The organism is Cyanobacteria bacterium GSL.Bin1 (assembly GCA_009909085.1).
Taxonomy (GTDB): domain Bacteria; phylum Cyanobacteriota; class Cyanobacteriia; order Cyanobacteriales; family Rubidibacteraceae; genus Halothece.
Map to the genome: position 1 here is coordinate 1 of JAAANX010000034.1, position 13,179 is coordinate 13,179.

The 13,179-nt window shown below is 43.5% G+C and carries 12 protein-coding genes and 4 pseudogenes; 4 read left to right on the top strand and 12 right to left on the bottom strand.

The features are described 5' to 3' along the window. Positions 1 to 172: 172 nt before the first annotated feature. Together GVY04_02225 and dnaB are read left to right on the top strand one after the other, a co-directional pair. Positions 173 to 1,171 (top strand): aldo/keto reductase, encoded by a 999-nt coding sequence (locus GVY04_02225; protein ID NBD14990.1) that lies wholly within the window; start codon positions 173 to 175, stop codon positions 1,169 to 1,171. A gap of 62 nt (positions 1,172 to 1,233) precedes the next feature. Next, entirely contained in the window at positions 1,234 to 3,132 is a 1,899-nt protein-coding gene (gene dnaB, locus GVY04_02230) for a replicative DNA helicase (protein ID NBD14991.1), read from the top strand. Between the two features lie 37 nt (positions 3,133 to 3,169). Here the strand turns inward: dnaB and GVY04_02235 are convergent, their stop codons facing one another. The 5 genes from GVY04_02235 to GVY04_02255 form a co-directional block, all read right to left on the bottom strand. Next, a complete protein-coding gene (locus GVY04_02235; protein NBD14992.1) occupies positions 3,170 to 3,703 on the bottom strand; it encodes an FKBP-type peptidyl-prolyl cis-trans isomerase in 534 nt (177 codons plus the stop codon). A gap of 24 nt (positions 3,704 to 3,727) precedes the next feature. Beyond that, positions 3,728 to 4,051, bottom strand: coding sequence for a hypothetical protein (locus GVY04_02240; protein NBD14993.1), 324 nt, complete (start codon positions 4,049 to 4,051; stop codon positions 3,728 to 3,730). Positions 4,052 to 4,087: 36 nt separating this feature from the next. Further along, on the bottom strand, positions 4,088 to 4,963 hold the full coding sequence (locus GVY04_02245; GenBank protein ID NBD14994.1) for an NAD(P)H-binding protein: 876 nt from the start codon (positions 4,961 to 4,963) through the stop codon (positions 4,088 to 4,090). Positions 4,964 to 5,187: 224 nt separating this feature from the next. Then, positions 5,188 to 5,415 (bottom strand): hypothetical protein, encoded by a 228-nt coding sequence (locus GVY04_02250; protein NBD14995.1) that lies wholly within the window; start codon positions 5,413 to 5,415, stop codon positions 5,188 to 5,190. A gap of 232 nt (positions 5,416 to 5,647) precedes the next feature. Next, entirely contained in the window at positions 5,648 to 7,156 is a 1,509-nt protein-coding gene (locus tag GVY04_02255; GenBank protein ID NBD14996.1) for a TM0106 family RecB-like putative nuclease, read from the bottom strand. Between the two features lie 114 nt (positions 7,157 to 7,270). Here GVY04_02255 and GVY04_02260 point away from each other — a divergent pair, with 114 nt between their 5' ends. After that, positions 7,271 to 8,392 carry an aminotransferase class V-fold PLP-dependent enzyme gene (locus GVY04_02260; GenBank protein NBD14997.1) on the top strand — a complete coding sequence of 374 codons (1,122 nt, stop codon included), beginning with the start codon at positions 7,271 to 7,273 and terminating at the stop codon, positions 8,390 to 8,392. A gap of 45 nt (positions 8,393 to 8,437) precedes the next feature. Here the strand turns inward: GVY04_02260 and psbN are convergent, their stop codons facing one another. Then, positions 8,438 to 8,569, bottom strand: a complete 132-nt coding sequence (gene psbN / locus GVY04_02265; GenBank protein NBD14998.1) for a photosystem II reaction center protein PsbN — start codon at positions 8,567 to 8,569, stop codon at positions 8,438 to 8,440. 140 nt (positions 8,570 to 8,709) lie between these two features. Here psbN and psbH point away from each other — a divergent pair, with 140 nt between their 5' ends. Further along, positions 8,710 to 8,913, top strand: a complete 204-nt coding sequence (gene psbH / locus GVY04_02270; protein ID NBD14999.1) for a photosystem II reaction center protein PsbH — start codon at positions 8,710 to 8,712, stop codon at positions 8,911 to 8,913. A gap of 57 nt (positions 8,914 to 8,970) precedes the next feature. Here the strand turns inward: psbH and GVY04_02275 are convergent, their stop codons facing one another. The 6 genes and pseudogenes from GVY04_02275 to GVY04_02300 form a co-directional block, all read right to left on the bottom strand. Then, positions 8,971 to 9,132: a YqaE/Pmp3 family membrane protein gene (locus GVY04_02275; protein NBD15000.1), complete on the bottom strand. Its 162-nt coding sequence runs from the start codon at positions 9,130 to 9,132 to the stop codon at positions 8,971 to 8,973. A gap of 62 nt (positions 9,133 to 9,194) precedes the next feature. Continuing rightward, complete coding sequence (locus GVY04_02280; protein NBD15001.1) at positions 9,195 to 9,566, bottom strand: hypothetical protein; 372 nt, start codon at positions 9,564 to 9,566, stop codon at positions 9,195 to 9,197. Positions 9,567 to 9,641: 75 nt separating this feature from the next. Beyond that, positions 9,642 to 10,526 (bottom strand): annotated as a pseudogene (locus tag GVY04_02285) (response regulator). 72 nt (positions 10,527 to 10,598) lie between these two features. Then, a pseudogene (locus GVY04_02290) lies at positions 10,599 to 10,781 on the bottom strand (sensor histidine kinase). A 66-nt stretch (positions 10,782 to 10,847) separates the two neighbouring features. Beyond that, positions 10,848 to 11,630: pseudogene (locus GVY04_02295) on the bottom strand (PAS domain S-box protein). A gap of 555 nt (positions 11,631 to 12,185) precedes the next feature. Further along, positions 12,186 to 13,124, bottom strand: a pseudogene (locus tag GVY04_02300) (GAF domain-containing protein). Positions 13,125 to 13,179 lie beyond the last annotated feature (55 nt).

Consider the following 13,179-nt stretch of genomic DNA (forward strand, 5'->3'; position numbering starts at 1 on the left):
TAGTATAACGCAAAAACGGTGAAGATGTGTTCGTCTTCGGGGTATTGAACCCCTCGACTCACCACTCCTCATCCCGTCGCCCACCCGATCGGGTAGAGCGCGGGGCTTCCCCGTGACAAGCTAAGTTTAAGAATGGCGTTAAAGTTAGAGGAGAAGATGATAACCCATGATGATGGAAGCAAAAGAGAATAAAATTCAAGTCAATGAGCAGCTGCGTCTTCCAGTGATGGGGTGTGGTACCTGGGCATGGGGCAATAAGCTGTTGTGGGAGTACGATGAGAGTCAAGATCAACAGCTGCAACAAGTGTTTAATTACTGTGTCGATCATGGTGTGACTCTCTTTGATACCGGAGATTCTTATGGCACAGGAAAATTAAAAGGACGCAGTGAGCAACTGTTAGGACACTTTACCCGGGAGTATCAAGGACGCGAGAAAGAAAATATTTGTATTGCGACAAAACTGGCTGCATATCCGTGGCGTTTAACGCGTCAGTCTATGCTAGCAGCCGGTCGTGCTTCGGCGGAACGTTTAGGAAAAAATGTTGATTTAGTACAAATGCATTGGCCTACAGCCAATTATTTTCCTTGGCAAGAAAATGCCCTGTTAGAGGGACTAGCGGATTTGTATGAAAAGGGAGAAGTCAAAGGAGTCGGTTTATCCAATTATGGTCCGAAGCGGTTGCGGGAAGTCCATCAAAAGTTTACGCAACGCGGTGTTCCCATTGTGACGTTACAGGTGCAATATTCTCTCCTCTCCACTGATCCAGTACAAGAATTGGATTTGAAAGCCGTTTGCGATGAATTAGGAATTCAACTGATTGCCTATAGTCCCCTCACCCTTGGCTTATTAACTGGGAAATATGGAAATGGTGTGTTTCCCAAAGGAGTCCGGGGCTTATTATTTCGCTATTTATTGCCTGGGATCCAACCGGTTTTGAAGACCTTGGCAGAAATTGCTAAAAATCGGGAAAAGACAATGTCCCAAGTAGCGTTAAACTGGTGTATTTGTAAGGGAACGATTCCGATTCCGGGGGCAAAGACGCTACAGCAAGCCCAAACTAATCTTGGGGCATTGGGCTGGCGACTGAGTAAAGCAGAAGTAACCCAACTTGACCAAGCGGTACAAAAAAATACCCGTCAGATGTTGCAAAACATCTTTCAAACGCGATGAAATACCAGTGATCAATTGATATGATTGCTCTGTGTTCTCTGTGTCTCTGTGGTTAGTAAATAATGACCGAATTCTCTCCCCTTAGCGATCAATCTCTCCCGCCTCAAAATGTTGAAGCAGAAGAGTCAATTTTAGGTGGCATTCTACTTGATCCAGAAGCGATCGCGCGAGTTGCGGAAATTCTCCCTGCCGAAGCCTTTTATCTCCAAGCCCACCAAACGATCTATCGCGGCGCGATCGCGCTACAAACCCAAGGAAAACCCACAGATTTAATGAACCTCAGCACTTGGCTCGCCGACCAAGAATTATTGGATAAAGTAGGGGGAAAAGCCAAGTTAGCCCAACTAGCAGACCGAACGGTCTCTGCCGTCAATATTGATGGCTATGCCCAACTGGTTCTCGATAAATATCTCCGGCGTCAACTGATTAATGCCGGACATAAGATCGTGCAGTTTGGGTTTGATACCACTGAAGCGCTTAACACAATCTTGGATCGCGCCGAACAAAGTATTTTTGCCATTACCCAAGAACGTCCACAATCGGGGTTAGTGCCTCTGAGTGAAACCCTCATTGAAACCTACGATCAAATTGAAGGGCTTTACTATCAAGAACAACTTCCCGGACTCAAGAGTAGCTTTTACGATTTAGATAGCATGACCAGTGGGTTGCAACCGTCCGATTTAATTATTTTGGCGGGACGACCGTCGATGGGAAAAACGGCATTCGGCTTAAATATTGCCCGTAATATTGCCGGAACTTATCAAGCACCGGTGGCGCTATTTAGTTTGGAAATGTCGAAAGAACAATTGAGTCAACGCTTACTTGCCAGTGAAGCAAAAATTGAAAGTAATCGACTGCGTTCAGGGCGTTTAAGCCAACAAGATTATCAGAAATTAAGTAGCGCGATCGGGACGCTTTCTGAGGTTCCCATTTTTATTGATGATACCGCAACCCTGACCGTGATGGAAATGCGATCACAGGCGAGACGCTTACAAGCCGAACACGGACAACTGGGACTCGTCTTACTGGACTACTTACAGTTAATGGAAGGGGGAGGGGATAATCGCGTACAAGAATTATCTCGCATTACCCGCAGTCTCAAAACCCTCGCCCGGGAATTAAAAGCCCCAGTGATTGCCCTTTCTCAGTTGAGTCGGGGGGTGGAACAGCGAACCAATAAACGTCCTATGCTGTCTGATTTGCGGGAATCGGGCTGTTTATCTGGAGATACCCTAGTTACTCTAGCTGATACAGGTGAAGACGTTCCCATTAAAAATTTAGTTGGACAATCCGGATTTAATATTTGGGCAGTTAATCCTGATAATTGGAAAATGGAAAAAGCACCAGTTAGCCGAGTTTTTTCAACAGGAGTCAAGCCCACTTTTGAATTAAAAACCGCTTTAGGACCTAAAATTATTGCCACCGGCAATCATAAATTCTTAACCCTTGATGGTTGGGTGCGATTAGATCAACTGCAATGCGGAAACAAGATTGCACTTCCTCCTCACTTACCAGAAACAGAAATTACAACTCACCCCAACCGAATCAGCAAGCAATCAACCCTCACTCACTCTCTGCGTCCTCTGTATCTCTGTGGTGAAAAACATTCTTTCAATTTCCCAATTACATCCCCATCAGTAGCAAACCCTGTTTACTGGGATAAAATTATCTCCCTTACCCCTAGTGATTCTCTTCCTGTATACGATTTGACTGTTCCGCGATTACATAATTTTGTTGCCAATAATATTATTGTTCACAATAGTATTGAACAAGATGCGGATCTGGTGCTAATGCTGTATCGAGATGCCTATTACAATCCCGATACACCCGATCGCGATCTAGCCGAATTAATTATTACTAAACATCGCAATGGACCCACTGGCACGGTCAAACTCATTTTCAACGCCGAATTGACGGAATTTCGGAATATGGCGCGATACGATCATGAATCGAATCTGTAGAGACATTCAGCAGGAACGCCTCTACAATATCGCTCATTTAAGATGAGATTTCTAATAATTCCACATCAAAAATAAGCGTTGCATTGGGAGGAATTACACCACCAGCCCCCCGCTGACCATACCCCAATTCTGGTGGAATAATCAGTTGGCGACGACCCCCCACTTCCATGGTCGAAATTCCTTCTTCCCACCCTTTAATCACTTGTCCTTCTCCTAGCTTAAAGGAGAAAGGCCGATCGCGATCACGGGAACTATCAAATTTTGTCCCATCGGCAAGGCTTCCAGTGTAGTGAACGACAACAGTTTGTCCTTCTTTTGGGGTTGCTCCTTCTCCTTGTTCAATATCAACATAACGCAGTCCTGACTCCGTGGTTTTAACATCTTCTTTTTCTGCCACATCCTCTAAACTGAGAGCAACTAAGGTTCCTGACTCAGAAGCCTCAGTCAAGGGGGATGCAGACAGAGGGGATGCCACAGCGCTATTCTGTTTGCCTTGATCCACGATCTGTGCGCCAATCAGCACTAAAACACAAACCACTAGAACGCCAAAACTGACTAAAATTTCTCGCATTAAATTGCCTCCTACCTGATATAGTTAACGCCAGGACCGATTTTCTAACTCCCTGATTTGACGTTCAATTCGATCAATCCGTCCTCGTAACTCATCTAATTCACTTTGACGAGGAACGCCTAAATCTTGCAAAGCATTCCGCATTTGGCGTTCCATCTGTTCTTCAAAATTTCCTTGTTCAGTTTGAATTTGCTTCATTAAATCATCCACAAACTCTCGCGCTTGCTCCGGGTTAATTTTACCGTCCCTTACCCATTGTTCGCTCACTTCTCGCAATTTTTCTGCGACCAGGGACGTGGTTCCCACCCCAACCATGAGCAATTGTTTGATCCAGTTGTTGCTATCCATTGTTTCTGTCCAACCTTCCTTGTCTGCTTGTTCATTTTAAGTCCCTAAATAGCGAGTAATAAAACTTTCTAGAGACTCCATTTTCATGTTAAACGTCGTTTCTAGCTCATTTATCTCTGCTTCGGTACAGAAAAATTCATTGGCAGATAAGGTGCGTAGGGTTCCTAGAGATTTTTTCGTATCGGGATCGAATAATCCCACTCCATCACGGATTGTATCGAGTAGGAATAAGGGAACATTTACCAGCAATGGATCTCGATTGAAAATGCGACTCAAAATTTCTGGAATTTCCTCTCGTCTAAGAATTTCGGGTCCGCCGACTGGGAAAGTTTTGTTGTTTGCGGCGTCAATGCGAACCGAGTTAATCGCTATTTTGGCTAAATCATCGGGACTAACAATGGAGGTGCGATTTTTCGGGTCGCCAATAATTACATACAAGCCCGTATCTCGGAACCGTTCCGCTAAGGGAATTAAATCGGAAGCCAGTCCTGACGGTTGTAAGATTGTGTAGTTGAGACCACTATTGTGCAAATATTTTTCCACTTCCCGCTTCGCTTTAAAGGTTGGCGAGTCTTCATACCCACGTTGCGCCCCTAAAACAGAAATATAAACAAAGTGTTCCACCCCTTGGGCTTTAGCATAGTCAATCAGATCAATATTTGCCCGATAATCCAAGGCTTGGGCATTTCCCCCTGAACCATGAGCACTAATAATATATTTAACCCCTTCACAGGCTTTAGCAATATCTTTTTCTTGGGTTAACTCGCCAATAAAAATTTCTGCACCGCGTTGTTCAATTTCGCTATAGTTTGACTCTAAACGCACAAATCCCCGAACCGGTTCTTCTTCTTCCCGCAATAAGCGGATGACCCGTCGTCCAATTTGTCCAGTTGCACCAGTAACTAGAAACATCTTAACTTCCTATCGTAACCGTTTAATTCTATGCATATTATGCAAAGGTTACTTTAATTCCTGATTAACATTCAACAATCACAAGGCTGATTATCTAGCTTGAGATTAAGAAATGCCAATGGATTTTGGTTAAGATGTCTGTTGATCAATTAGTAATAATGGATTTGATCAAGAAAGCTTCCAAACTCAACGTGGGAATCCCACTGTCTTTAGACGTGGGAGGCTCAATTTCCCGAGTCAGCACTGTTAAAAGAAACGGTGTTGAATTTATAGAGGAGAACAAGACTCAAAAGATGAACTGACCAATGCGCGATCGCGAACCCCCAAATTAAGCAAACAATGGCGATAATTGCTGAGAGAACCCGATAAATATCATTTGCAGTGCGTTGATAGTACCAAATGCTAACAAGAGCAATGGTGAGGAGGGTTAAGGGGAAAATAGGCAGTATCATAGAAGTTACCTTTGGCTCAGCGAAAAATTTTTGAGTCATCCGCCCTCGCGAAATCAATACCTTTGGCGCAGGCTTTCGCCCGACACGAGCTTGGGAATGACCGTTGCTCAAAGCGTGTTGGTTTTTTTGCCAGCCAACGCCCTGCTTAATTTTTAATTTAGCATTCTCTTTTTAGGAAAAGAAGTAATATTTGTAACCAACGTTTCATTTATTCAAAAATATTTATAATTTTTTATATCGATTGCACTTGATGCAAATGCTGCTCGGTTTTTGGATCATGAGAAGAAAGAAATTGAACCAGCCAGTTTTTAAGTTCATAAGTCGCTCGACAATCATCTTCGTTGTAGCGAATAATTGCCTTGAGAAGATCGCGATCGCGCGTTTTTAACCATTGATCGTACCAACAAACGCATTGTTCTCCACTGACGCCAGTTTCTCGCCATTGAAAGCCTAACCATTGCGCGATTGTTTTTAAAGAATAGTTTTCTGTCGGCAGAATCATATATCGCGTGACCCGGTCATGGAGATCAACCAATCGTTTTAGGAGTAACTGCTCTTGTGTTCGTGAAGTACGATAAAGCGCAGCCAATCGCCGAATCGTTTCCACTTCATATTTCGAGTAATGGAAGATGGGGGCATGGGGATCAAGGAAAACGAGTTCTAAAAACTTTTCCCAAATCTCAGCCTCTTGTTCTGGAGTTTCTGCAATAAGCGGATAAAAGGTTTCAGTTTGCTGTTGATAATCGACGATTAAAACGCCTAGCAAATAATCTAAATTTCGTTCCGGTTCGGCTTCGATATCAAAGTAAATTTCTCGGTGAGCAGTGGGAATTGTTTCTAAAACTGAAGCGGGAGAACCTGACTTTAATAGCGGTTTTTGATACAGGGTCGCCATTGCTTGCTTTTTTAAGTCAAATGCAACGTCTTTTCCCAACTCTTTTGCCAGTAAAAAATGATTGCCTTGGGCGAGGTTTTCTAAACTCGTTAACCCTAATTTTTTCAGAACTTCGTAACGACTGGGCGTCACACCAGGCAGCAGAGAAAGATGTGCTTGTTCTTGGGCAATGTCATAACAAAAACTTTGCCATTGACATAAATTACAGCGTTGTCTAGAGATAAAAACTTCCGGTTCTTGACGAGAAATCAACATCGCTAAAACGGCGGTTAAAATTTCTTCCATCCGAGAAACCCAAGTTGTTAAGTTAATTCGATACTCACTGCGGGATTTAACAATTAAACGGGGATTGACCAACTCACTTCCCTGCATCAGGGCTAATAATTTGGCTTGAAATGCTGCAACGAGTTTATACTCGGGTTTTGGGCGCCGACCTAATTTCACACTCACCACTTCATATTGCCAATCGCCAAAAATCGAACTTCCGGGCTGTTTCACTAGTAAACTCGGAGAAGCTAATAAGGTGACTGTTTCTCGTACAGAAAAAGGCAAATTCCAACCCGCTAACCCCGTTTGCCATAAAACTCCGTTTAAGATGCAGTCTACTCCCTGTTCCATGAGGGCTAGGGTTTCTTGGCCACTGGTTTGCCAGTCTTGGAAAGCGGTTTCTGGTTGATGATAAAAAGAATCAGCTAGAATTTCTAAAACTTGTTTTTTATTTTCTTCTCGTAATTTGAAGAGAAAGTCTCGTTGCGCTTCCTGTTGATTAGGATCGCCATAAAAATCTAAAAACGGTCGTCGGTTACAACGCTTATAGTCTAAGAGGACAACATCACTAAGTAGCATTAGATACTGGTTATTGGGTTATCGGTGATTGGTCACTGCTTCTCCGCTTACTCTCTTTGATTTTAATGTAAAGAAAGGGTTAGGCTAAGTAAGGACAACCGTTAAAAACAGAACATGGCTTGGCAGCAAAAAGGCTATTTTAATTTTGGTGGACAGGGACCCCTCTCTCAAAAGACCTGGAACGCGATCGCGCAAGGATATGAAAGAATTCAAGCCGAGGGACCTTTTTCTCAGCGCGTCAATGCCTGGTTACAGGAAGAAACGGCCAAGACCCGTCAAGCCATTGCCCAAGAAGTCGGCAGTTCACCTGAGACCATTACTCTGACGGAAAATGTAACAGTTGGCTGTAATATAGCGTTATGGGGACTGAATTGGCAAAATCACGATCATATCCTACTTACCGACTGCGAGCATCCCGGGATTATTGCAACTGTTCAGGAACTGGCGTATCGCTTCGGAATTCAGTATTCCTTTTGTCCAATTATGGCAACCCTCAATGAGGGAGACCCCACCGCTGTTATTCAAGAACACCTGCAAGAAAAGACCAAGTTAGTCATCTTATCCCATTTATTGTGGAATACCGGACAAGTCTTGCCGCTCAAAGAAATTATTCGGGTCTGTCATGAAAAAGGCGTCCTCGTCTTAGTGGATGCAGCGCAATCAGTGGGATCGTTACCCTTAGGGTTACCCGATACAGGAGTGGATTTTTATGCCTTTACCGGACACAAATGGCTGTGTGGTCCGGCTGGAGTGGGTGGGTTATACATTTCTGCTGAGCGTTTTTCCCAACTCCGTCCCACTTTTATCGGTTGGCGCGGGATTAATCTAGACACTCAGGGCAAACCCGTGAGTTATAAAGAAGATGGACGAAAATTTGAAGTGGCGACATCTGCTTATCCGCAGTATATGGGTTTAAGCAGCGCGATCGCGCAACATCAGCAATGGGGAACTCCTACACAACGCTATCAGAAAATTTGTAAACTTAGCGCCATGCTTTGGGAACGTCTCTCTCAACTCAAAGGACTGAACTGTTTACGTACTTCTCCGCCAGCAGCCGGTTTGGTTTCCTTCCAGTTGGAAAACCTTCCCCACAAACCGTTTGTTACTGCCTTAGAGAAAGATGGATTTCTATTGCGAACCTTAGCTGATCCCGACTGTATCCGCGCTTGTGTCCACTATTTCACCACTGAGGCAGAAATCGAAGCCTTAGTGGAAACCATTAAGAGCCAATTATAAATTATTTGTGACTTCCCCCGAGTAGAAGGGGGGAAATCAGCAAGTTTAATCTTCGTGATCTTCAAATGGGTCGCTTAATTCTGCCGATGGTGGACCAAAAGAAAGATAGAGGGAGTAACCGGTTACCGCCAGAACAACAGCTCCGATGGAAATACTAATTAGGGTTGCAGATTCCATAGTGATGATAAAAAATGAGAACTATCATTTACAATTGTACATATTTCTGGCGTGACTCTCATTGAGTTAAGCGATCGCCTTCCGCGGTCAAATAATATTACAATTAGGAAAAGTAGATTAAAATTCAAAATTTAAGTGTTATGGCACAGCGGACCCGCTTAGGAAATCTTCTCAAACCCTTAAACTCAGAATATGGAAAAGTTGCTCCTGGTTGGGGAACAACGCCTCTGATGGCAGTGTTTATGGGGCTGTTTTTCGTCTTTTTACTGATTATTCTGCAAATTTATAACTCTTCTCTCCTGGTTGAAGGATTTGAGGTAGATTGGCGAAGCCTAAGCCAGTAAATTGATTCAGACGAAACTGGCAAAAAATAAACCCGGTGCTGTCCCGGGTTTATTTTTTTATTTTTTCGCAATTACCCATACCGCATGAATTAAACCAGGAATATATCCCAAAAGCGTGAGTAAAATATTAAGCCAGAAGTGCCCGCCAAAGCCAACTTGAAGAAATACTCCTAACGGGGGAATAAGAACGGACAAGATAATTCGGATAACGTCAGCCATTGTCTTTCCTTACTCTTAGACATTGCTTACGCTGTTATATTAACTTGAATTCAAAGATTTTGTTACTGCTGCGATTGCCGCCCGAGTTCATAAACGCCAAACGCCATACAAGCCAGAATTCCCATACTAATTGCCCAACTCGAACCCAAGCTCAACTCTACTCCATAGTTGCACAAACTACCCAGGGCAAGAAAAGGGAAAATACTAAACACAGAAGCATAAAAGGCATTCTGAGATTCTCTCGCTTCGCGGGTGCGCTCAAATTCTTGGACGGAAAGATACAAGGAGCGCTCAGCAAAGTTAAACCAACGCATTAGCTGCGTCATTAACCAGTCTCGTAAAGAAGACAAGCTGAGATAAAGTGCAAACGCCCACAGGCTCAGTCCCGCGATCGTCGTCGTGTCGATATTGATAGGGGGGAGCATCTCAAGCATAGTTCAGGGAAGTTCTTAGTAATATCAATTCGCATTGTTTCACAAATTTTAACAGAAATTATTTGAGACGGAGTATCAGCCCTCACTCATCCTTTGAATGGTATTGAGGAGATTTCTTAAGCGAACTGGCTTGGTCAGATAATGATCCGCTCCTGCGAGCAAACATTTTTCTTGATCGCCGGACATGGCAAATGCAGTCAGGGCAATAATGGGCGTTTGCAAGGAATCCGGTTGCGCCCGGAGTTGCCGAATCGCTTCCAAGCCATCAAGCTCTGGCATTTGAATGTCCATTAGAATAAGATCCGGTTGTTCTTGTCGTGCTAAGTTGACGGCACTGCGACCATTGGTAGCAACAACAATGGGATATCCCTTCGCTTCTAGATAAGAACGAATAGTGAGCAGGTTTGCTTCATCATCATCTGCAATTAAAATTTTGGCTAAAGGTCGTGATTCATCACTGCTCTAACTGGTGGTGCTCTCTTGGCTTGTATTTTCACTTTTGAGAGCGATGGCATCATTTTGCTCCTGAGTGTAAGGAACAATGATCGTAAAACAACTGCCTTCTCCGAGTGTACTTTCCACTCTCACGTTTCCATGATGTAATTCTGCAATCCGTTTCACGAGAGACAGTCCTAAGCCAGTTCCCTTCCTTTGCTGAGTCAGCCATACTCCGCCGTGAGACGACGGAGCCTGCGGCTGTAGCTGCATAAAAGGCTGAAATAGCTCAGGCAGATCCTTTTCATCAATGCCAAGGCCGGTATCAATTACAGAAAAAGCCATTTCTGTTCCCTGATTCATCCATGCCACCTGCAAAGTAATCTTGCCCTCTGGCGGTGTAAATTTAATAGCATTAGACAGTAAATTGAGTAACGCCTGTCGTAAACGCTGTTCATCTCCTCTAATTGTCAGTAACTGCTGAGGAAGCTCAAGCTTCAGAGTGATTTGCTTTCTCTGAGCCATTTCCCTCACTAGAGAAAGGGCACTATCACACAGATGTTGCAGCGAGATCGGATTGATATCTAACTCTAACTTGCCCGCTTCAATTTTGGAGAGGTCAAGAATATCATTAATCAGTTCTAGGAGATGGGTCCCACTACTGTGAATCGTTTCTAAATTCTTGAATTGTCTGGGATTAAGAGAACCATAGGCTTGTTCTTTTAACCCTTCGGTCAATCCCAAAATGCTATTGAGCGGTGTGCGGAATTCATGGCTCATGTTAGCCAAAAATTCGTCTTTCAATCGGTTGGCTCGTTCGAGTTCAGCATTGGTTTGTTCTAGATATTCTTGATCTTGCTTCCGTCGGGTCACATCATGAGCAGCGGCATAAATTTTTTCTCCTACTCGTACAGCACTCCACTCTAACCAGCGATAGGAGCCATCTGCACAACGATAACGATTAATAAAATACTTCACCGGTTGATCCTTTTGGAGGCGTCGCAACGCCTCTTCCGTAGCGGCTTGATCTTCAGGATGAATAAAATGCGAGCAAGGTTGAGTTTTCAGTTCGTCTAGAGAATAGCCTAAAATTTCCTCCCATCTACGGTTTAAGTGACAGAAATACCCTTTGAAATCGGCAATACAAAGTAAATCCAAGCTCACGGAAAAGAAGCTGTCTAATTCTTGGTTTCTTTTTGCTAAATCTGCGGTCCGGGCTGCCACTTGCTTCTCTAAATCTTGGTTAAAAGCTTGCAGGTTAGCCAAAGCTTCTGTGCGCTCTAATTCTGCAGCAATGCGGTCTGCAAAGACATTAAGAATTGCTTTGATCCGATCAATTCCTGTGAGAGGTTGGCGATGAAAAATACAAAGATTGCCAACGACCTCTTCTTTCAAATTTAAGAGCGGTAGACCAATGTAGACTTTGGCATCTGTAGCTTTGAGCAGCTCATTATTGGGAAAATTGTCTTGGACATTGTCTTGATAAATTAAGCCATTATGATATTGAAAACGAATAATATCCACACAAGGGCTGTCATCAGTCAAAGATAGTTTCACATTCGGTTGTAGTTTCCCATTGCCCCAAATTGCTTTGCTTTGTATAGCATTACCTTCTTTCTGGGAAACCATGACCCAATGAACGTCCAAGGTGTTTGCAATATATTCCACCACTGACGCTAAAAAATTTTTACTGCTAAAATTTTTGCTGGCTTCGACGAGCGTCCGCCAGCCATTCTCAGCATTTTTGCGTTCTGTCGTATCTAAAACGACGCCGTTAAAAACAACACTGTTATCTTCTCGCTGTTCAGGAATGTCAGCAATGCTCTCAACCCAGCGGATGCCGTCAGCACGAACAACCCGAAATTCACATTGCCACCGGGTTTTATGGCAAAGCGCCATTTCAATTTTGTTGTTGACTTTCTGTAAGTCCTCAGGATGGATCCGGTCTAACCAATGTTGGGCAACTGAGAAATCAACGTCGGCGGGAATACCAAATAAATTGAGTGCCCCTTGATTGGCAAAGGGAAATGACCATTCTCCATTAGGGCTGACGGAAAATTGATAAATTCCGCCGGGAATACTGTTGGCGATATTGAGCAATTGTTGTTGCTGATTTTCGAGGTGCCGTTGCCCTTTTTTGCGTTTTGTCACCTCTCGACGCAGGTTACGATGGATCAGGGCTTGCTGGATCGCGATCGCGCATTGCTGTGCCACTTGTTTTACGACTTTGACTTCCTCAGTTGTCCACTGTCGAGGGGTAGCCTGTTGACTAACGCTGAAGACGCCCCACAGTTTCCCTGAACAAACAATGGGGGCAATGATGACCGCCTTAATTTCAGCATTAATCAGTTGTTGAGCAAAGAACACCTTTGATTCGCAGACATCTGAAATGACCTGGACAGCCCCTTGGCGATACGATGCTAAGTCTTCTGAGTTATTCTCAAGATTCTCAAAAATAGACAGTTCCTTTGGCAAGGGAGAGACTTCTTCAGAAAGGGTAGTTTCAGAAGCCACGCGACCTTTTCCTTGGGCAGAGTATTGATAAATTAGAGCGCGATCACTGCCTAGAAAAGTACAGCTTCTTTGAGTTGCAAGATGCAGAACTTCCTGAATATTGAGAGAACCATGAATGGCTTGAGAAATCTCATTGAGAAACTGTTCTGCTGCGAGTTGTTGCTTCAGATGCAGGGTATTCGTTTTAGCAAGATCGTGCCAAACACGCTCAGAGTCTAACACTCCCACAACCTCATCTTGATCATTAATAACTGCAATTTCAGAAGTTTGATTCTGTTGTAATTGATTAAGAACGCGAGCAATACAACTTAATTCCGACTCATAAACCGTCGGTTCTCGAGGAAGCATCATTGCTTCTACGGCTAGCGTTTCTAATGTTTCTCCTTGAGCACATAATGCCAAAATTTGTTGGGCACTCATGCGCCCAACTAACTTTTCTTGTGCTGTTACTAACACAGAATTTTTATCTGAAAAATCATTATTCCCCTGTGCTTGGGAGGTGATTAATCTTAAAGCTTCAGCAACAGAACAAGTTGATTGAATGGTTAATGGAGAAAAAGCAATTAGCTGCTTGAAATTTATTTCTAAGTCATTTGACTTAATATCCATCCGTTATTTTTATCACTCATTGATTAATACTTGTTTCAATTATAGGATCGGTCAT

Coding starts and splice junctions, on each gene's coding strand:
- GVY04_02260 (NBD14997.1), top strand. CDS start 7,271: ATGGCTTGGCAGCAAAAAGGCTATTTTAATTTTGGTGGACAGGGACCC.
- GVY04_02250 (NBD14995.1), bottom strand. CDS start 5,415: ATGATACTGCCTATTTTCCCCTTAACCCTCCTCACCATTGCTCTTGTT.
- GVY04_02235 (NBD14992.1), bottom strand. CDS start 3,703: ATGCGAGAAATTTTAGTCAGTTTTGGCGTTCTAGTGGTTTGTGTTTTA.
- GVY04_02280 (NBD15001.1), bottom strand. CDS start 9,566: ATGCTTGAGATGCTCCCCCCTATCAATATCGACACGACGACGATCGCG.
- psbH (NBD14999.1), top strand. CDS start 8,710: ATGGCACAGCGGACCCGCTTAGGAAATCTTCTCAAACCCTTAAACTCA.
- GVY04_02225 (NBD14990.1), top strand. CDS start 173: ATGGAAGCAAAAGAGAATAAAATTCAAGTCAATGAGCAGCTGCGTCTT.
- psbN (NBD14998.1), bottom strand. CDS start 8,569: ATGGAATCTGCAACCCTAATTAGTATTTCCATCGGAGCTGTTGTTCTG.
- GVY04_02255 (NBD14996.1), bottom strand. CDS start 7,156: ATGCTACTTAGTGATGTTGTCCTCTTAGACTATAAGCGTTGTAACCGA.
- GVY04_02240 (NBD14993.1), bottom strand. CDS start 4,051: ATGGATAGCAACAACTGGATCAAACAATTGCTCATGGTTGGGGTGGGA.
- GVY04_02245 (NBD14994.1), bottom strand. CDS start 4,963: ATGTTTCTAGTTACTGGTGCAACTGGACAAATTGGACGACGGGTCATC.
- dnaB (NBD14991.1), top strand. CDS start 1,234: ATGACCGAATTCTCTCCCCTTAGCGATCAATCTCTCCCGCCTCAAAAT.
- GVY04_02275 (NBD15000.1), bottom strand. CDS start 9,132: ATGGCTGACGTTATCCGAATTATCTTGTCCGTTCTTATTCCCCCGTTA.